General features: G+C 68.2%; 15 protein-coding genes. 7 read left to right on the top strand and 8 right to left on the bottom strand.

The window, feature by feature from the left end; all coding sequences use genetic code 11:
- Position 1 precedes the first annotated feature (1 nt).
- Both ACS5Q7_RS09395 and lpdA read left to right on the top strand, forming a co-directional pair.
- Positions 2-1426 carry a pyruvate dehydrogenase complex dihydrolipoamide acetyltransferase gene (locus tag ACS5Q7_RS09395; RefSeq protein ID WP_478339064.1) on the top strand — a complete coding sequence of 475 codons (1425 nt, stop codon included), beginning with the start codon at positions 2-4 and terminating at the stop codon, positions 1424-1426.
- A 12-nt stretch (positions 1427-1438) separates the two neighbouring features.
- The gene (gene lpdA / locus ACS5Q7_RS09390) at positions 1439-2878 is read left to right on the top strand and encodes a dihydrolipoyl dehydrogenase (RefSeq protein WP_478339063.1); all 1440 of its coding nucleotides are present in this window, start codon (positions 1439-1441) and stop codon (positions 2876-2878) included.
- 56 nt (positions 2879-2934) lie between these two features.
- Here lpdA and ACS5Q7_RS09385 read toward each other — a convergent pair whose 3' ends face one another.
- Together ACS5Q7_RS09385 and ACS5Q7_RS09380 are read right to left on the bottom strand one after the other, a co-directional pair.
- Entirely contained in the window at positions 2935-3213 is a 279-nt protein-coding gene (locus tag ACS5Q7_RS09385; RefSeq protein ID WP_478339062.1) for a hypothetical protein, read from the bottom strand.
- A gap of 75 nt (positions 3214-3288) precedes the next feature.
- Positions 3289-3492: a hypothetical protein gene (locus ACS5Q7_RS09380; protein ID WP_478339061.1), complete on the bottom strand. Its 204-nt coding sequence runs from the start codon at positions 3490-3492 to the stop codon at positions 3289-3291.
- Between the two features lie 137 nt (positions 3493-3629).
- On the opposite strand from ACS5Q7_RS09380, the gene ACS5Q7_RS09375 reads away from it, so the two are divergent.
- Positions 3630-4589, top strand: a complete 960-nt coding sequence (locus ACS5Q7_RS09375) for a threo-3-hydroxy-L-aspartate ammonia-lyase (protein ID WP_478339060.1) — start codon at positions 3630-3632, stop codon at positions 4587-4589.
- 100 nt (positions 4590-4689) lie between these two features.
- Positions 4690-5067, top strand: a complete 378-nt coding sequence (locus tag ACS5Q7_RS09370) for a HesB/IscA family protein (RefSeq protein ID WP_478339059.1) — start codon at positions 4690-4692, stop codon at positions 5065-5067.
- Positions 5068-5083: 16 nt separating this feature from the next.
- On the opposite strand, the gene ACS5Q7_RS09365 is transcribed toward ACS5Q7_RS09370, so the two are convergent.
- Together ACS5Q7_RS09365 and ACS5Q7_RS09360 are read right to left on the bottom strand one after the other, a co-directional pair.
- Positions 5084-6142 carry a GGDEF domain-containing protein gene (locus ACS5Q7_RS09365; protein WP_478339058.1) on the bottom strand — a complete coding sequence of 353 codons (1059 nt, stop codon included), beginning with the start codon at positions 6140-6142 and terminating at the stop codon, positions 5084-5086.
- Positions 6143-6350: 208 nt separating this feature from the next.
- Positions 6351-7865, bottom strand: coding sequence for a DEAD/DEAH box helicase (locus ACS5Q7_RS09360; RefSeq protein WP_478339057.1), 1515 nt, complete (start codon positions 7863-7865; stop codon positions 6351-6353).
- A 586-nt stretch (positions 7866-8451) separates the two neighbouring features.
- On the opposite strand from ACS5Q7_RS09360, the gene ACS5Q7_RS09355 reads away from it, so the two are divergent.
- Both ACS5Q7_RS09355 and ACS5Q7_RS09350 read left to right on the top strand, forming a co-directional pair.
- A complete protein-coding gene (locus ACS5Q7_RS09355) occupies positions 8452-9345 on the top strand; it encodes an outer membrane protein (protein ID WP_478339056.1) in 894 nt (297 codons plus the stop codon).
- A gap of 174 nt (positions 9346-9519) precedes the next feature.
- Positions 9520-10011: a PRC-barrel domain-containing protein gene (locus ACS5Q7_RS09350; protein WP_478339055.1), complete on the top strand. Its 492-nt coding sequence runs from the start codon at positions 9520-9522 to the stop codon at positions 10009-10011.
- 60 nt (positions 10012-10071) lie between these two features.
- On the opposite strand, the gene parE is transcribed toward ACS5Q7_RS09350, so the two are convergent.
- Positions 10072-12126, bottom strand: a complete 2055-nt coding sequence (gene parE, locus ACS5Q7_RS09345) for a DNA topoisomerase IV subunit B (RefSeq protein ID WP_478339054.1) — start codon at positions 12124-12126, stop codon at positions 10072-10074.
- 288 nt (positions 12127-12414) lie between these two features.
- Here parE and ACS5Q7_RS09340 point away from each other — a divergent pair, with 288 nt between their 5' ends.
- On the top strand, positions 12415-12600 hold the full coding sequence (locus tag ACS5Q7_RS09340) for a hypothetical protein (protein ID WP_478339053.1): 186 nt from the start codon (positions 12415-12417) through the stop codon (positions 12598-12600).
- Between the two features lie 19 nt (positions 12601-12619).
- Here ACS5Q7_RS09340 and topA read toward each other — a convergent pair whose 3' ends face one another.
- The 3 genes from topA to ACS5Q7_RS09325 all read right to left on the bottom strand — a co-directional run bounded on the left by topA (position 12620) and on the right by ACS5Q7_RS09325 (position 17391).
- Positions 12620-15289 (bottom strand): type I DNA topoisomerase, encoded by a 2670-nt coding sequence (gene topA / locus ACS5Q7_RS09335; protein WP_478339052.1) that lies wholly within the window; start codon positions 15287-15289, stop codon positions 12620-12622.
- 303 nt (positions 15290-15592) lie between these two features.
- Positions 15593-16513 carry a molybdopterin-dependent oxidoreductase gene (locus tag ACS5Q7_RS09330; RefSeq protein ID WP_478339051.1) on the bottom strand — a complete coding sequence of 307 codons (921 nt, stop codon included), beginning with the start codon at positions 16511-16513 and terminating at the stop codon, positions 15593-15595.
- The gene (locus ACS5Q7_RS09325) at positions 16510-17391 is read right to left on the bottom strand and encodes a cytochrome b/b6 domain-containing protein (RefSeq protein WP_478339050.1); all 882 of its coding nucleotides are present in this window, start codon (positions 17389-17391) and stop codon (positions 16510-16512) included. The genes ACS5Q7_RS09330 and ACS5Q7_RS09325 overlap by 4 nt, the downstream gene beginning before the upstream one ends.
- Positions 17392-17529: the final 138 nt, after the last annotated feature.

Raw genomic sequence — 17529 nt, 5'->3', positions numbered from 1 at the left:
CATGCCGATCAACGTCCTGATGCCCGCCCTGTCCCCGACGATGGAGAAGGGCAACCTCGCCAAGTGGCTCAAGAAGGAAGGCGATCCGATCAAGTCCGGCGATGTGCTGGCCGAGATCGAGACCGACAAGGCAACCATGGAGGTCGAGGCGATCGACGAGGGCATCCTCGCCAAGATCGTCGTGCCGGAGGGCACCGCCGATGTGCCGGTGAACGATCTCATCGCGGTGATCGCGAGCGAGGGCGAGGATCCCGGCAGCATCCAGGCGCCGGCCGGCGGCGGCAAGGCGGAAGCCCCGAAGGCGGCCTCCGCCGAGGCGCCGAAGGCCGACGCCGAGACGTCGGGCGATGCGCAGATGTCCTACGCGCGCTCGAACGAGGCGCCCGATGCCGCCAAGGCCGTGAACCCGGCCGCAGGGCAGCCCGCCGCGCCGCCGGCGTCCGGCGGGGAGGGGAGCCGCGTGTTCTCCTCGCCGCTCGCCCGGCGCCTCGCCAAGATGGACGGCATCGATATCGGCGCCATCCAGGGCACCGGTCCCCATGGCCGCGTGATCGCCCGCGACGTGCAGGCGGCGAAGGCCGGCGGCGGGCTGAAGGCACCCGCGCCCCAGGCCGCCGCTGCCGAGGCCCCGAAGGCGGCTGCCCCCGCGCCGAAGGCCGCTCCCGCAGGCGGCGCGCCCGCCGGGCTCACGACCGATCAGGTCAAGGGCTTCTACGCCAAGGACGCCTACGAGGAGGTGCCCCTCGACGGCATGCGCAAGACCATCGCCAAGCGCCTCACCGAGGCGATGCAGGTGGCGCCGCACTTCTACCTGACCGTCGATTGCGAACTCGACGCACTGATGACGCTGCGCGAGACGCTGAACGGCTCGGCCGGCAAGGACAAGGACGGCAAGCCGGCCTTCAAGCTCTCGGTGAACGACTTCGTCATCAAGGCGATGGGCCTCGCCCTCACCCGCGTTCCGGCCGCCAACGCGGTCTGGGCCGAGGACCGGATCCTGCGCTTCAAGCACGCCGAAGTCGGTGTCGCGGTGGCCATCGACGGTGGCCTGTTTACGCCGGTGATCCGCCGCGCCGACGAGAAGACGCTTTCCACCATCTCGAAGGAGATGAAGGATTTCGCGGCCCGCGCGCGCGCCAAGAAGCTGAAGCCCGAGGAGTACCAGGGCGGCGTCACCTCGGTGTCGAACCTCGGCATGTTCGGCATCAAGCACTTCACGGCGGTGATCAACCCGCCGCAATCGAGCATCCTGGCGGTGGGCGCGGGCGAGAAGCGCGTCGTCGTGAAGGACGGGGCGCCGGCCGTCGTGCAGGTGATGACCTGCACCCTCTCCTGCGACCATCGCGTCCTCGACGGGGCGCTCGGCGCGGAGCTGGTCTCGGCCTTCAAGGGGCTGATCGAGAACCCGATGGGAATGCTCGTCTGAGGAGAGCCCTTCATGTCTGAGACCTACGACGTCCTCATCATCGGGGCCGGACCCGGCGGCTACGTCACCGCCATCCGCGCCGCGCAGCTCGGCTTCAAGACCGCCGTAGTGGATCGCGAGCACCTGGGCGGCATCTGCCTGAATTGGGGCTGCATCCCCACCAAGGCGCTGCTGCGCTCGGCCGAGATCTTCCACTACTTCCAGCATCCGGGCGAATACGGCCTGACGGCGGAGAAGGTCGGGTTCGACACCGCCGCCATCGTGAAGCGCTCACGCGGCGTCTCGGCCCGCCTCAACGGCGGCGTCGGGATGCTGCTCAAAAAGAACAAGGTCGACGTGATCTGGGGCGAGGCCACGGTCGAGTCCGTCGCCAAGGGCAACCAGCCCGGCCAGGTCGCGGTGAAGGAGAGCAAGCGCGCCGAGCCGCCGAAGGGCGCCAAGGGCGCGGGCTCCTATCAGGCCAAGCACATCATCGTCGCGACCGGCGCCCGGCCCCGCGCCCTGCCGGGCATCGAGCCCGATAAGAAGCAGATCTGGACCTATTACGAGGCCATGGTCCCCGAGACGATGCCCAAGAGCCTGCTGGTGATGGGCTCCGGCGCCATCGGCATCGAGTTCGCCTCATTCTACAGGACGATGGGCGCCGAGGTGACGGTGGTCGAGGTCCTGCCGCAGATCCTGCCGGTGGAGGATGCCGAGATCGCCGCCATGGCGCGCAAGCGGTTCGAGAAGCAGGGCATCAAGATCCTCACCGGCGCCAAGGTGACGAAGGTCGAGAAGGCGTCCGACTCGATCACCGCCACCATCGAGGGCGGGGACGGCAAGACCCAGCAGATCAAGGCCGAGAAGATGATCTCGGCGGTGGGCGTCGTCGGCAACACCGAAAATCTCGGCCTGGAGAAGCTCGGGGTGAAGACCGACCGGGGCTGCATCGTCACGGACGGGCTCGGGCGGACCAACGTGCCGGGCCTCTACGCCATCGGCGACGTCGCCGGCCCGCCGATGCTGGCGCACAAGGCCGAGCACGAGGGCGTCATCTGCATCGAGACCATCAAGGGCCTGCACACACACCCGATGGACAAGGGCAAGATCCCCGGCTGCACCTATTGCCAGCCGCAGATCGCCAGCGTCGGCCTGACCGAGGCCAAGGCGAAGGAGCAGGGCTTTGCCGTGAAGGTCGGCCGCTTCCCCTTCGCGGGCAACGGCAAGGCCATCGCGCTGGGTGAACCGGACGGGATGATCAAGACCGTGTTCGACGCCAAGACCGGCCAGCTCCTCGGCGCGCACATGGTCGGGGCCGAGGTGACGGAGCTGATCCAGGGCTACGTCGTCGCCATGAACCTCGAGAGCACCGAGGAAGAGCTGATGCACACGGTGTTCCCGCACCCGACGCTCAGCGAGATGATGCACGAGAGCGTGCTCGACGCTTACGGCAAGGTGATCCACACCTGAGCATCGCACACGACAACGACCGCCCGATCCGGGCGGTCGCTCTCGGTGTCAGTCGATCAGCGGCCGGTGGTGCCGGAGGTGCCTTCGCCGCCCTTGAACCCGGCGGCGTTCGGCGAGCCGTGCATCTTGCCGTCGCTCTTCATGCCGGAATCCGGCGTGGTGGTGGTGCTGCCGGTGGTCTCGCCCTTGCCGAAACCCGCCGCGTTCGGCGAGCCCTGCATCCGGGCCGCCGCGTTGCCGGACGTGCTCTGTGTCGCCGGGCCGCTTTCGGCCGCGAAGGCGGCGGTGCCGAACGTCAGCAGGCTGGCGGCGGCAAGGATCATGGTCGTCTTCATGGCTGCGTCTCCTCAGACTTATTCCGGACCCTCGGTGGAGGGCTCTCGAAACCAACGCCCACGGCGCAAGGCTGTTCATTTCCTCGCCGGATGCTCGTCCTTTTCGGAGGGGACATAGGCGCACCATTCGCAGATCCCCCGCTCGGCGCCGCGGGTCGCGTTGCGCTGCGAGCACAACGGACAGACGATCACGAGGAGCCGCGAGCCGAGGCGCAGGCCCAATCCACGACCCTGGAAAGTGACGGGAGTACCGGACGGGCGGATCTCGTCCCGCGTCATACCGCCATCCGTGGAACTGCCGCTGTTGCCTGCAAACGTGCCATTGTGTGTTCCCCCTTGCGAGGGATAATCCCCGGCGACGCCAATGGCTCCGCTCGGGGTCCGAAGTCGGCAAGATGGTTCACGAGAGATCTGGAATGCTCGCCCTGCCGACTTTCGCGGATGTAAAACGCGCCGCCGACCGCATCGCGGGCACCGCCCACCGCACCCCCGTTCTCACCTCCCGCACCGCCGATGCGATGAGCGGGGCACGCCTCTTCTTCAAGGCCGAGAACCTGCAGCGGGGTGGGGCCTTCAAGTTCAGGGGCGCCTACAACGCGATCAGCGCCCTGCCGGAGGAGGTGCGCCGACGCGGCGTCATCGCCTTCTCCTCGGGGAACCACGCCCAGGCCATCGCCCTGGCGAGCCGCCTGCTCGACATACCGGCCGTGATCGTGATGCCCGAGGACGCGCCACGGGTGAAGGTGGAGGCGACGCGCGGCTACGGCGCGGAGGTCGTCTCCTACGATCGCTACAGCCAGGATCGCGAGGTGCTGGGCCGCGAGATCGCCTCGGCGCGCGGCCTGACGCTGATCCCACCCTACGACCATCCCGACGTCATCGCGGGGCAGGGCACCCTCGCCCTGGAACTGATCGAGGAAACCGGCCCCCTCGACATGCTGGTCGCCTGCCTCGGCGGCGGCGGGCAACTCGCGGGCTGCGCGCTGGCGGCGGCAGCGCTCTCGCCCGGAATCGCGATCTACGGCGTCGAGCCGGAGGCGGGCGATGACGGACGGCGTTCGTTCCACGAGGGGAGGGTGGTGACGATCCCCGTTCCACGCACCATCGCGGATGGGGCTCAGACGACCTATCTCGGCGCCCTCACCTTCCCGATCATCCGCGAGCGCGTCACCGACATCGTCACCGTCAGCGACGACGAGCTCGTCGAGACGATGCGGTTCTTCGCGGCCCGCATGAAGATGGTGGTCGAACCCACCGGTTGCCTCGCGGCGGCGGCGGTGCTGCACGGCAAGCTCGACGTCGCGGGCAAGCGCGTCGGCGTCGTCATCAGCGGAGGCAATGTCGACATCGCCGCGTTCGCGCGGCTCGTCGCGTGACGCCCCGATCCGTGTGGACCCGGACGGCCGGCATGCTTATCTTGAACGCGGACACCCCACGTCCCACGGGCCTTGAACCCGTTCGGGCCGGAGACACACGATGACTGCGAGCTTCAAGGTTCTTTCGCTGACCGATCGCGCCGCCGATCGGATCAAGGCGATCATGGCGCAGGCCGATAAGCCGGTGGCGGGCTTGCGCGTCGGCGTGAAGAACGGCGGCTGCGCCGGGATGACCTACACGATGGAATATGCCGAGGCGCGCAAGCCCGGTGAGGACGTGGTGGAAGACCGCGGCGTTCAGGTCTTCATCGATCCGAAGGCCGTGCTGTTCCTGCTCGGCACCGAGATGGATTTCACCACCAGCAAGCTCGCCTCGCAGTTCGTGTTCAACAACCCGAACCAGACCTCGGCCTGCGGCTGCGGCGAGTCCGTCGCCATCACCCCCGCCTCGCCGGAACTGGTGCCAGCTTCGGCCTGAGGGCGGCTCCTCGTCGTCAGGCGGCCTGGGACGGCGCCGAGATCGAGGCGTCGTCCACGACCTTGTTCCGGCCGCCGCGCTTGGCGGCGAACATGCACAGGTCGGCGCGCTCCAACAGCGAGGCCGGCGTATCGCCGGAGCGATGCTCGGCGACACCGAGCGACACCGTGACCTTCCCCAGGGATTCACCGGTCGAGCGCTTCACGAGTTCACGCCCGATCATGCTGGAGCGGATCGTCTCGGCGATCTGCACGGCATCGTGCCGGTTGGCGCCGGGCAGGATGATGCCGAATTCTTCGCCGCCGAAGCGGGCGAGGCGGGCATTGGCCTGAACGCTTTCGCGCATCACCACGGCCACCAGGCGAAGCACCTGATCGCCGGTGAGGTGGCCGAACTGGTCGTTGAAGCGCTTGAAGTAATCGATATCGACGACGATCACGCTGAGCCGGCCACCGGCGCGGACCTCAGCCACCGCCGCCTGCATCATCTCTTCGAAATGCTTGCGGTTCGACAGGCCGCTCAGCGGATCCGTCAGGCTCTCGGTGCGGGTGGTCTCGAGCTTCTCGCGAAGGCTTTCGACCTCGCTCCGGCTCTCGCGGATACGGGCCTCAAGAACGCGATTGTCGGCCACGACCTCCCGGGTCGCGGCGGCCAGGGAGGCGACCATCTCGGCGAGGCGCGCCCGGCTCAACTGCGCTTGCGCGAGGTCGTGCGTCAGCGTCGAAAGCGATTCACCGTATTGCTGCGTCGAGCCGAGCGAGAGATCGAGCACCTCGCTGACCGCCGCCAGTTCACTCAACACCCGCTTGCTGACGAGGCTCGCATCGGACGACGGCTGCTGCCCGTCGAGATAAGCTTCGTGAAGGTGGCTGATGTCGACTTCGGAGAGCTGACCCCTTTCGGCCGTCAGGCGTTTGACCGCGTCGTTGAGGAGCGGCACCTCTCCCGAAACATAAGTGTACCACACGGCATAGGCTCTCGGCGTGGCCGAGGGCCCGTAGTCGCGCATCAGCTCGTTCGTCCGCTTCGCCAAGGCGAAAGATCGGTCACGATCGGGGAAAGAGTCCTGGCTCATCCTCAACCCGCTTCGGGGCGAGCTTGCCCGTCCTGGCACAGCCGCATGAGCGCGGTTGTAGCAAGACTTTGTACACGCGCAGTTAAGGGCGCGCGGCCGCGCAGACTTTAATCGAGGGCCCCCGTTTTAGAGGCTTGGACTGATCCGAGCGCTGAACGTCGAAAATTGACCGGCGCTCAAAACAATCTCCGCTGCCCCCGACTCTGTGTCACTGTTCCCGCTTTCCGCTGGGCGCGCGGAGCAGGAAGGCGGGCACATGCGAGCCCAGCCCGACCGGTGTATCGTGGTCGACATCCTCACGGGGCCCGCGCCGAGTCTCGCGCCGGGGCGCTTCCCGGCTCTCGCGGCGGGGTGCTTCCCGGCGGCTCTGCTCCGGTGTCGGCGCCGCAGCCTCGGAACGCGGGGCCGAACGCTCGCGCGGTTCCGCCGACCGCTCGCGCGGCTCACGCGCCTCCCGGCGTGGACGTTCTTCGCGCGGTCGCTCTTCGCGCGGCCGTTCTTCCCGGCCGCCGCGCTCGCCGCCTCGGCTCCGGCGCCCCTCGCTCGAGCGGCCGCGATGACGGCTGCGCGGCTCGGAATCGGACGGGGTAACGGTCGTGAGGTCGCCGTCGAACCACGGGATCGGCTGCCCGATCAGCGCCTCGATGGCGCTGAGCGAGCGGTCGTCCTCGGGGCTCACGAGGGTGAAGGCGGCGCCGGCGCGCCCGGCCCGGCCGGTGCGGCCGATGCGGTGGACGTAATCCTCCGGGTGCCGGGGAATGTCGAAGTTGAAGACGTGGCTCACGGCCGGGATGTCGAGGCCGCGCGCGGCCACGTCGCTGGCCACGAGCAGGGCCGTCTCGCCATTGCGGAACGCGTCGAGGGCGGCGGTGCGGGATCGCTGGTCCATGTCGCCGTGGAGGGCGGCGGCATCGAAGCCGTGGCTGACCAGGGATTTCTGCAGGATCGCGACATCCCGCTTCCGGTTGCAGAAGATGATGCCGTTGGTCAGCCCATCCTCGGCGCGGATCAGGCGGCGAAGCCGGTCGCGCTTGGCGTGGTCTTCGCCGGAGGTCGCGACGAGGCGCTGGGTGATGGTGGTCGCGGTGGAGGAGGCGCGCGCCACCTCGATCCGCTGCGGGTTGTGCAGGAACATGTCCGCCAACCGCTCGATCTCCGGCGGCATGGTCGCGGAGAAGAACAGGGTCTGCCGGGTGAACGGCACCATCTTCACGATGCGCTCGATATCCGGGATGAAGCCCATGTCGAGCATCCGGTCTGCCTCGTCGATGACGAGGAGTTCGACGCCCGTGAGCAGAAGCTTGCCGCGCTCGAAATGGTCGAGCAGCCGACCGGGCGTGGCGATGAGCACATCGGTGCCACGCGTCAGCTTCGCGTCCTGGTCGGCGAAGGACACGCCGCCGATGATCAACGCCACATTGAGCTTGTGGTTGGTGCCGTAGCGCTCGAAGCTCTCCTCAACCTGGGCCGCGAGTTCGCGGGTCGGTTCGAGGATGAGGGTGCGCGGCATCCGGGCGCGGGCGCGGCCGGTTTCCAGCAGGGTCAGCATCGGCAGCGTGAACGCCGCCGTCTTACCGGTGCCTGTCTGGGCGATGCCCAGAACGTCGCGGCGCGCCAGCACATGGGGGATGGCCTGCGCCTGGATCGGCGTTGGCTCGGTGTACCCGGCCGAGGTGACGGCCTGTAGGACTTTCTCACTCAGTCCCAGATCGGAGAACGGCATTTCGTGTCGGCAACATTCACGCACCCGGCCGGCGCGAAGGACATCGTCGCGGCAACGATCCGGGATTCAGCGGACGCGCGGACGCATCCGCGCCCGCCGAGCGATTACTGCATCACCTAGAGCCTTGCGGCGACTTGTCAATCTTGGTGCCGCCGGAAGGGCGGGATGACGGGGGATCGCACGCCCGTTTGCACGGTGGGAGCGGCGTCTCCGTTCGACACGCCGGGACCATGGTTAATCAAGCGCAAGCGCCGCATGCGAGGCTCCGGCGCGGGGCGTCCTAAAATAAAACGCCGCCCCTGCGACGCGGCGGCGCGCCCGTATGAAATGTTCAATACGCCACGCCGCGCTTTCGCCGCATTTTCGACAGGCGCGGAACGATAGTTCAGGCGCCATCACTTACCGCGCTACCACTGTGCGATAGAGCACATCGTTCCTCTGCCCCTGTTACGCGCGCATAACCTTCACCTTTCGTTGACCCGACATGGCTAATCTGACCCTGCTTGTTGCAGGAAAGCGACAGACCCTATCGCCGCAAGCGCCTAGAAGGCCGCTGGCCTAAGCCAACCCAGGATTCAGTACCCCGATGAAAAAGCTTCTCCTTGCATCGACCGTTCTTGCCGGCCTGACCGCCACTGCCTCGGCCGCCGATCTGCCGCGCCGCGCTGCTCCGCCGCCGGTCTTCACCCCGGTTCCGGTCTTCACCTGGACGGGCTTCTACGCCGGTTTCAACGCCGGCTACGGCTTCGACGCCTCGTCCAGCCGCGCCCCGACCGTCGTCGGCGTCTCCCCCGGCAACGCGATCTTCGCCGCCGGCAACGTCCCGACCACCGGCGTCCTCGCCTTCTCCAACCGCAACAACAACGAAGGCTTCGTTGGCGGCGGCCAGATCGGCTACAACTACCAGTTCACCCCGGGTTCGGGTGTGGTCGTCGGTATCGAAGCTGACGCCCAGTACGCCGACTTCGGCGCCCAGCGGAACCGCTTCTCGGCCGCCGCTCCGGCCGGCTCGGCCATCATCCCGGGCACCCTCGTCTACAACCCGAACGGCCTCTCGGGCCTCGACTACTTCGGCACCGTCCGCGGTCGCCTCGGCTACGCCTTCGACCGCACCCTCGTGTACGGCACCGGCGGCTTCGCCTACGGCTCCGGCGGCGGCCGTCAGTTCGGCACCGGCGTGCGCTCCGACGACTTCCAGACCGGCTACGCTGTCGGCGGCGGTGTCGAGTACGCTCTCCCGACCGACTCGTTCCTGAACTTCTTCCGCTCCTCGGCCGTCACGCTGAAGGTCGAAGGCCTGTACGTGAACCTGGACCGCAGCCGCAACGCGGCCGGCGCCTTCGCCACGAACAACTTCGGTCAGACCATCACCACGACCTCCCCGGGCGTGACGCTGATCTCCGGCCCGGCCAACACCCGCGCCTCCACCGAGTTCGCCGTCGTCCGCGCCGGCGTGAACTACAAGTTCGGCTCGTACTAAGCCGAACACCGCCGCAGCCTCACCGCTGCGGCCCCCTCGAAGCCCGGCCGAAAGGCCGGGCTTCTTTCGTTTCGGGACATGCCCGTGCGACGTGACGTTCAGGAACCCGGCTCCCGATCGGCCGATTGACGGGCGCCCGCGCTCAGACGGGTATCCTGCCTGGAAGATCGCCGAATGTCGCGCCCGTCCCGCCTGATCCTGCTGCCCCTCCTCTGCGCCCTCGGCGTCTCACCGGCCCTTGCGCAAGACGCCACCGTGATCGGGAAGGACACGATCCTGCCCGGCACCGGCCCCGGCACCAGCACAGGCGGCGCGGGTGGCGGCGGCCTGATGCGCGCCGCGAATGCCGAGGAGGCGGCCAAGCGCCAGAACCTCAAGCCGGCGATCTTCCTGTCCTCGCGCATGATCGGCGTCGAGGTGCGCAATCCGGCCGGCGACAGCATCGGCAAGATCGACGACCTGCTCCTGGATGGCGGAGCGCTGAAGGCCGTCATCATCGATGTCGGCGGGTTTCTCGGGATCGGCAGCAAGCGGATCGCCGTGGAGCCGGACGCGCTCGTGCTGCGTCCCGGCGGGGACCGCTTCTCCGCGATCCTCCAGATGAGCAAGGACACGATCTCGGCCGCTCAAGCCTTCGATCCGGCCAAGGCGATTCCGGCGCAATAACCGGGATCCCGAAGGACGAGTCCTTCGGCGGGGTCCAGGGGCAGCGCCCCTGGCCACCCCTCAGATGTCGAGGTCGGCGCCTTCCGCGAAGGCGGCCCGCTCGGTGATGAAGGTGAAGCGGGCCTCGGGCTTGTTGCCCATCAGCCGCTCCACCGTATCGCCGGTCGATTCCCGTGCCTCGTCCAGGATCGCGACGCGCAGCAGCGTGCGCTTCTTCGGATCCATTGTGGTCTCCTTCAACTGCGCCGGCATCATCTCGCCGAGGCCCTTGAAGCGCCCGATCTCGACCTTGCCGCCCTTGAAGAGGCTCTTGACGATCCGCTCACGGTCGGCGTCATCACGGGCATAGGCGACCTTCGAACCCTGCTGGAGCCGGTAAAGCGGCGGGATCGCGAGGTAGAGGTGCCCCTTGTCGATGAGCTTGGGCATCTGCCGGTAGAAGAACGTGATCAGCAGCGAGGCGATGTGGGCGCCGTCCACGTCGGCGTCCGTCATGATGATCACCTTGTCGTAGCGAAGGTCCGCCTCGCGGAAATTCGCCCCCGTGCCGCAGCCGAGCGCCAGCGTCAGGTCGCCGATCAGCTGGTTGGCGCCGAGCTTGTCGCGGCTCGCCGAGGCGACGTTCAGGATCTTGCCCCGCAGCGGCAGGATCGCCTGCGTCGCCCGGTCCCGCGCCTGCTTGGCCGAGCCGCCGGCGGAATCGCCCTCGACGATGAAGATCTCGGAGCCCGCCGTGCCGGCCGCCGAGCAATCCGCGAGCTTGCCCGGCAGGCGCAGCTTGCGGGTGGCGCTCTTGCGGGCGACCTCCTTCTCCTGGCGGCGGCGCAGGCGCTCCTCCGCCCGGTCGATCACCCAATCGAGGAGCTTGTTCGCCTGGGCCGGGGAGGCGGCGAGCCAGTGGTCGAAGGCATCGCGCACCGCCGTCTCGACGATGCGCTGCGCCTCGACGGTGGCGAGCTTGTCCTTGGTCTGGCCCTGGAATTCCGGCTCGCGGATGAAGACCGACAGCATGGAGGCGCAGGTCGCCATCACGTCGTCGGTGGTGACGGCCGTCATGCGCTTCGCCTGGTTCACCCGCTCGGCATGTTCGCGCAGGCCCCGGAGCAGGGCGACCCGCAGGCCCGCCTCGTGGGTGCCGCCCTCCGGCGTCGGGATCGTGTTGCAGTACGAATGCGAGACGCCGTCATCGGCGACCGTCCAGGCCACGGCCCATTCGAGGGAGCCGTGCGAACCGGGCTTCGTCACCTTGCCGGCGAACACCTTGTCGAGGACGAGTTCCTTCCCCTCGATGTCCCGGGCGAGATAGTCCGACAGGCCGCCGGGGAAGCGGTGCACCGCCTCGGCGGGCACATCCTCCATGCCCTCGACCAGGGAGGGGGCACATTTCCAGCGGATTTCGACGCCGCCGAACAGGTAGGCCTTCGAGCGGGCCATCTTGAACAGGCGGCGGGGGTCGAACTTCAGCGAGCCGAAGATCTGCGCGTCCGGGTGGAAGCGCACCCGCGTCCCGCGCCGGTTCTGCACCCGCCCGACGATTTCCAGCGCACCCTGCGAATGCCCGCGCGAGAAGCACTGGCGGTAGAGAGTCTGGTTGCGGGCGACCTCGACCTCCAGCACGTCCGAGAGGGCGTTCACCACCGAGATGCCGACGCCGTGCAGGCCGCCGGAGGTCTCGTAGACCTTCGAATCGAACTTACCGCCCGCGTGCAGGGTGGTCATGATGACTTCGAGGGCCGACTTGCCCGGAAACTTCGGGTGCGGGTCGACGGGGATGCCGCGCCCGTTATCGGTCACGACGAGGAAACCGCCCTCCTCGAGCTCCACCTCGATGAAGCTCGCATGGCCGGCGACCGCCTCGTCCATGGAATTGTCGATCACCTCCGCAAAGAGGTGGTGCAGGGCGCGCTCGTCCGTGCCGCCGATATACATGCCCGGCCGGCGCCGGACCGGCTCCAGGCCTTCCAGCACCTCGATGTCGGAGGCGGTGTAGCCCGCCTCCGGGGAGGCCGCCGCCAGCGTGACGGGCGAGGCGGCTTCGGTCAGCCGACGCTTGGGCTCGGCGACGGGCAAGGGCTTGCCCTTGCCGGCGAAGAGATCGCGGGCCGGATCGCTCACGCGGCCACTCCCACGCGCAGCAGGAGCGACCGAACCGGGGGAAGCTTTGCGTCTGGGAGCATGCGCCTTCATCTCGCCAGCATAACGGAACAAAACATAAACATCAAAGCCACCGTAGCGGGATCGGCGGCCTTTCTGACATGCTGCGGTGCGGCGCGCGAGCACCCCACGCATCCGAAGCGAGCCCGACAGGGTGGACCGCCAAGGTTAACGTTCCGGGAACGCCGGAACCTGAATGGACACAAGGCGTTACCTGGGGTGATCACCCTCCGACCCTGGAGTGCGCCGATGCCGAGCGACGCGACTGAAGCCCGTCACCTCGACCTCATTCGATTCGAGCACGCGGCAGGCACTGCTTTCGGTTGCCTCGACGAGGACGAGGGCCGACCCGCCCCGTTCGTCATCGCTCCCGCCGCCATCGCCGTCGCCACCCTTGCGACGGCTTTCGCCGCCACGATCTCGTACCTGATCTGAGCCCTGTGGGTGGCGGGCCTCAGCCCGCCGCCTTCTTCTTCGGCGCGGCCTTCTTGACGGCCGGCTTCTTGGCCGGCGCCTTCGCCTTCTCGCCATCGGGCTTGCGCGGCGTCGCCTTCTTGCGGGCGGGCGCCTTCTTGCCGCCGCCCGCCTCGCGCTTCGCCGCGATCAGCTTCAGCGCCTCCTCTAAGGTCAGGGCCTCGGCATTCGCGCTCTTGGGCAGGGTCGCGTTCACATTGCCATCGGTGACGTAGGGTCCGTAGCGGCCCGCCTTCACCACGATGTCCTTGCCGCTCTCCGCGTCCTTGCCGAGCGAACGGCCGGGATCGCCCGCCGGGCGACCGCGCCCGCCGCCCTGCTCCTTGGCGACGATGAGGTCGATGGCCCGGTTGCCGCCGATCTCGAGCACGTCGTCGTCTCGGCCGAGATTGGCGTAGGTCCGCCCGTGCTGCACGTAAGGCCCGAACCGCCCGATGCCCGCCAGGATCGGCTCACCGGTCTCCGGGTGCCGCGCGATCTCACGGGGCAGCGAGAGCAGGGCCAGCGCCTTCTCCAGCGTCACATCCCCGGGGGAGAGCCCCTTCGGCAGGGAGGAGCGCTTCGGCTTCTCCGCGCCCTTCTCGGCGCTGGCCTCACCGAGCTGGATGAACGGCCCGAACCGGCCGTCACGCACCGTCACCGGCAGGTTGGTGGCGGGGTCGTTGCCGAGCACCCGCACCCCCGGCTGGCCGCCGTCGGTGGAGGAGCCGTCGCCCTCACCGTTGACGCCCGTGGCCGACAATTGCCGCGTGTAGGTGCATTCGGGATAGTTCGAGCAGCCGACGAAGGCGCCGAACTTGCCGAGCTTCAGCGAGAGTTGGCCCTCGCCGCAATTCGGGCAGGCGCGGGGGTCCTTGCCCTCGCCCCGGTCGGGGAAGATGTGCGGCCCGAGCAGACCGTTCAGGGCTTCCAGCACCTCCGCGACGCGCAACTCCTTCGTCTCGCCGATGGCGGCCGAGAAGTCGCGCCAGAAGTCGCGCAGCACCTGCCGCCAGTCGATCTCGGCGTTCGAGACGCGGTCGAGCTGCTCTTCGAGGTCGGCGGTGAAATCGTACTCGACGTAGCGGCGGAAGAAGCTTTCGAGGAAGCCCGTCACGAGCCGCCCCTTGTCCTCCGGCTGAAGCCGCTTCTTCTCGATCTTGACGTATTCGCGGTCGCGCAGGGTCTGCAACACCGCCGCGTAGGTGGACGGGCGGCCGATGCCGAGCTCCTCCATGCGCTTCACGAGGCTCGCCTCGGAATAGCGCGGCGGCGGCTCGGTGAAGTGCTGCGTGGAGGCGATCTTCTCGCGGCGCAGGGAATCGCCCGCCTCCATCTTCGGCAGGCGGCGGCTCTCCTCGTCCTCCTCGTCGTCCTTGCCCTCTTGATAAAGCGCGAGGAAGCCGTCGAACTTCACCACCTGCCCGGTGGCGCGCAGCTCGATCCGGCGCCCGCCCGCAATGGCGTGGACATCGACCGTGGTGCGCTCCAGCTCGGCCGATTCCATCTGGCTCGCCATGGTGCGGGTCCAGATCAGGTCGTAGAGCTTGGCCTGCTCCGGTTCGAGGTAGCGGGCGACGTCCTTCGGCCGACGCCCCATGTCGGTGGGGCGCACCGCCTCGTGCGCCTCCTGGGCGTTCTTCGCCTTCACGCTGTACTTGCGCGGGGCGCCGGGCACGTAGCGATCACCGAACTCGCGAGCGATCACCTTCCGGGCATCGGCGATGGCCTCCGGCGCCATGTCGACGCCGTCCGTCCGCATGTAGGTGATGATGCCGACCGTCTCGCCGCCGACATCGACGCCCTCGTAGAGGCGCTGGGCGACGCGCATCGTCTGGGCCGGCGCCATCCCGAGCTTGCGGGAGGCCTCCTGCTGCAACGTGGAGGTGGTGAAGGGCGGCTGCGGATGGCGCTTGGCCGGCTTGGCCTCGATGCTCGCCACCTGGAACGTGGCCGCTTCGAGGGCGGCCTTGAAGGCGGCGGCCTCCTCGGCATTGCCGACGTCGAGGCGCTGGATGCGCTTCCCGTCCGCGCCGACGAGCCTTGCCTCGAAGGTCGCGCCGTCCTTGGTCGCGAGCGTCGCGATGATGGACCAATATTCGCGGGGCTTGAACGCCTCGATCTCCATCTCCCGCTCGACCACGAGGCGCAGGGCGACCGACTGCACCCGGCCCGCCGACTTGGCGCCGGGGAGCTTGCGCCAGAGGACCGGCGAGAGATTGAAGCCGACGAGGTAATCGAGGGCGCGGCGGGCGAGATAGGCATCGACCAACGCCTGATCGATCTGGCGCGGCTTGCGCATCGCCTGCTCGACGGAGGATTTGGTGATGGCGTTGAAGGTCACGCGCTCGACCGGCACGCCCTTCAGCACCTTGCGGGCGTTCAGCGCTTCCAGGACGTGCCAGGAGATCGCCTCGCCCTCGCGATCCGGGTCGGTGGCGAGGATCAGCTTCTCGGCGCCCTTGACCGCCTTGGCGATCTCGCTGACCCGCTTCGAGCCGCGATCCTCCAACTCCCAGACCATGTGGAAGTCCTGCTCGGGATCGACCGAGCCGTCCTTCGCGGGAAGGTCGCGGATATGGCCGAAGGAGGCGATCACCTCGTAGTCGCGGCCGAGATACTTGTTGATCGTCTTGGCCTTGGCCGGCGACTCGACGACGACGACTTTCATCCAGAACCCTCTGCCCCCTCGAAGGGGCCGCGGCGCGACGGATTGTTCGGAATGCGAACGAACCCGCCGCCGGCCGGGACCTCGCGGGGCGGAGAAGTGGGTGAGCGGCGGCGGGTTGTCAAATGACGGCGCCTGCGCACTCTGCCGCCGACCGTTGCGCCAGCCATTTCCTCCGCCGTCATCGCGAGGCGGAGCCGAAGCAATCCAGAGCGCGACTCCTCAGGATCAGGCGGAGCCGACTGGATTGCTTCGCTCCGCTCGCAATGACGGCGCGTTACCTGAGGCAGTCGAACGGAAACGGAATCAGATCCCCGCGTACCATTCGTAGCCGCGATCCTCCCAATAGCCGCCCTTGCCGTCGCCGAAGCCGGCGAGCGACGAGACCATCTCGACCCGCATCACGTATTTGGCGTTCTTGTAGCCGAGCTGGCGCTCCACCCGCAGGCGCAGCGGTGCGCCGTTGGAGACGGGCAGCGCCTTCCCGTTGAGGTCGTAGGCGAGAATCGTCTGCGGGTTGAACGCATCGAACAGGTCGATGCTCTCGTAGTAGCGGATCGGGCGGCGCCCATCCGTGGCGTCGGGGTCTTTCTCGCCGTCGGAAGCGGCGCCGGTCGGCGAGCCGCCCCAATCGTCCGCCGCCGCGAGCTGGACATAGGCGGCATGCGCCTCGCGCACCGTGTTCGGGTGGCTCGGCTGCACCCAGGCCCCATCGTCGCTGGCATATTCGAGGGTGTCGGCGCAGTGCAGCACCGCGTAGCGGGCCTGCGGCTTCAGTCCGGCCCGCTTCAGCACCTCGGACAGGGGCACGCCCGACCATTTGCCGATGCAGCTCCATCCCTCGACGCAATCGTGCCGGGTGATCTGCGTCCGAGAGGGCAGGGCGCGCAGGTCCGCGAGGCTCAAGGAGAGCGGCGTGTCCACGAGCCCGTCGACCTTCAGCTTGAACTCGGAAAAGTTCTTCGCGGCCAGCGTCTTGTAGGCGGTGTCCGGCGGATCGATCGAGCCGTTCGGCTTGAACCAGGGCGAGATCATCGATTCGGGGAATTCCCGCGCCGTGGTCATGCCCGACATCAGCAGGCGCTGGACGTAGAGGTTCGCATCCTCCCCGATGGAGAGGGTGCGGCGGCCCGTGTCGGTCCCGGCGAAGCGGTCGCAGCCGCCGAGCAGGGAGGCCCCGGCGAGGCCGGCGGTTGCGGTGAGGAGGCGTCGGCGGTGCAGAATCATCGGGCTTCCTCCCCGGCAGGGCGAACCTTGCCGATGCTGAACCAGCCGGTGATCATCCCGCGCAGGTTGTTGACGACGCCCGAGACCAGCACGAGCACGAGGTGGACCACCACGAACAGGACGAGCAGCCCCGCCGCGATGAAGTGGACGCTGCGGGCCGATTGCCGGCCTCCGAACAGTTCCGTCAGCCAGGGCCAGGCCGCGTCGACGCCCGGCGACATGGCGAGGCCGGCGAGCACCATCGCGGGCAGCAGCACGAGCACCACGCCGAGATAGGTGAGCTTCTGGATGACGTTGTAGCGCTTGGCTTCCTCGCCCTCGGGGAACTTCAGGAGCAGGTGCTCCTTCACCGAGCCGCCGAAATCGCGGATCTGATCGCCCTCGGGAACCAGGCGCCGGCGCAACTGGCCCGAGAACAGCCCGTAGAGCAGGTAGATCGCCCCGTTGATGACGAGGCACCACGCGAACAGGAAGTGCCAGCGGCGGCCGGTGGCGAGGTCCTGGCTCGACGGCAGGGTGATCCAGGACGGGAAGGCCCGCTCGGTCTCGACACCCCGATCCTTCGACAGGCCGAGCACCCCGGTCGTGTCGAACTTGTGGTCCCCCAGATAGACGACGCCGCGGTTGGCGCCGCCGCTCTCCTCGCTGGTGATGGCCAGGGCGGGCGTGTCGAAGGTCGAGACCGCGCCCCAGTAGAGGGCCGGATGGGCGTTGAAGATCTGAAGGCCGCTCATCAGCAGGACCAGCAGCACGGCCGCATTGATCCAGTGGGTCAGGCGGATCACCAGCGGATGGCGGTAGATCAGCCGGCTGCCGTTCGGGCCGATGCGCTCGGGCGCGGCCTTGTCCGGGGCATTGAGGGCGGGCGAGGCGTCCAAGGGGCCATCTCCGAGGCGGGAGTCATTGCGCGCAATACGTGTAGCGCGGCCTTGCGGTTACCAGCCGCGACGAAAACGCCGCACGGTGGCCGGTGCACGGATCGCGGCGACGCTTGCAGGACTCGCCGCCGGCACCTA

The organism is Methylobacterium sp. Gmos3 (genome assembly GCF_056430985.1).
The sequence above is the reverse complement of the archived record's forward strand: the minus strand, read 5'-3'. Positions and strand labels throughout refer to the sequence as shown.

What these genes read in the sequence shown, in the direction of transcription:
- ACS5Q7_RS09375 (WP_478339060.1), top strand. Translation starts at nt 3,630, where the DNA reads ATGCTCGCCCTGCCGACTTTCGCGGATGTAAAACGCGCCGCCGACCGC.
- ACS5Q7_RS09380 (WP_478339061.1), bottom strand. Translation starts at nt 3,492, where the DNA reads ATGACGCGGGACGAGATCCGCCCGTCCGGTACTCCCGTCACTTTCCAG.
- topA (WP_478339052.1), bottom strand. Translation starts at nt 15,289, where the DNA reads ATGAAAGTCGTCGTCGTCGAGTCGCCGGCCAAGGCCAAGACGATCAAC.
- ACS5Q7_RS09330 (WP_478339051.1), bottom strand. Translation starts at nt 16,513, where the DNA reads ATGATTCTGCACCGCCGACGCCTCCTCACCGCAACCGCCGGCCTCGCC.
- ACS5Q7_RS09365 (WP_478339058.1), bottom strand. Translation starts at nt 6,142, where the DNA reads ATGAGCCAGGACTCTTTCCCCGATCGTGACCGATCTTTCGCCTTGGCG.
- ACS5Q7_RS09360 (WP_478339057.1), bottom strand. Translation starts at nt 7,865, where the DNA reads ATGCCGTTCTCCGATCTGGGACTGAGTGAGAAAGTCCTACAGGCCGTC.
- lpdA (WP_478339063.1), top strand. Translation starts at nt 1,439, where the DNA reads ATGTCTGAGACCTACGACGTCCTCATCATCGGGGCCGGACCCGGCGGC.
- ACS5Q7_RS09395 (WP_478339064.1), top strand. Translation starts at nt 2, where the DNA reads ATGCCGATCAACGTCCTGATGCCCGCCCTGTCCCCGACGATGGAGAAG.
- ACS5Q7_RS09370 (WP_478339059.1), top strand. Translation starts at nt 4,690, where the DNA reads ATGACTGCGAGCTTCAAGGTTCTTTCGCTGACCGATCGCGCCGCCGAT.
- ACS5Q7_RS09340 (WP_478339053.1), top strand. Translation starts at nt 12,415, where the DNA reads ATGCCGAGCGACGCGACTGAAGCCCGTCACCTCGACCTCATTCGATTC.
- ACS5Q7_RS09355 (WP_478339056.1), top strand. Translation starts at nt 8,452, where the DNA reads ATGAAAAAGCTTCTCCTTGCATCGACCGTTCTTGCCGGCCTGACCGCC.
- ACS5Q7_RS09385 (WP_478339062.1), bottom strand. Translation starts at nt 3,213, where the DNA reads ATGAAGACGACCATGATCCTTGCCGCCGCCAGCCTGCTGACGTTCGGC.
- ACS5Q7_RS09350 (WP_478339055.1), top strand. Translation starts at nt 9,520, where the DNA reads ATGTCGCGCCCGTCCCGCCTGATCCTGCTGCCCCTCCTCTGCGCCCTC.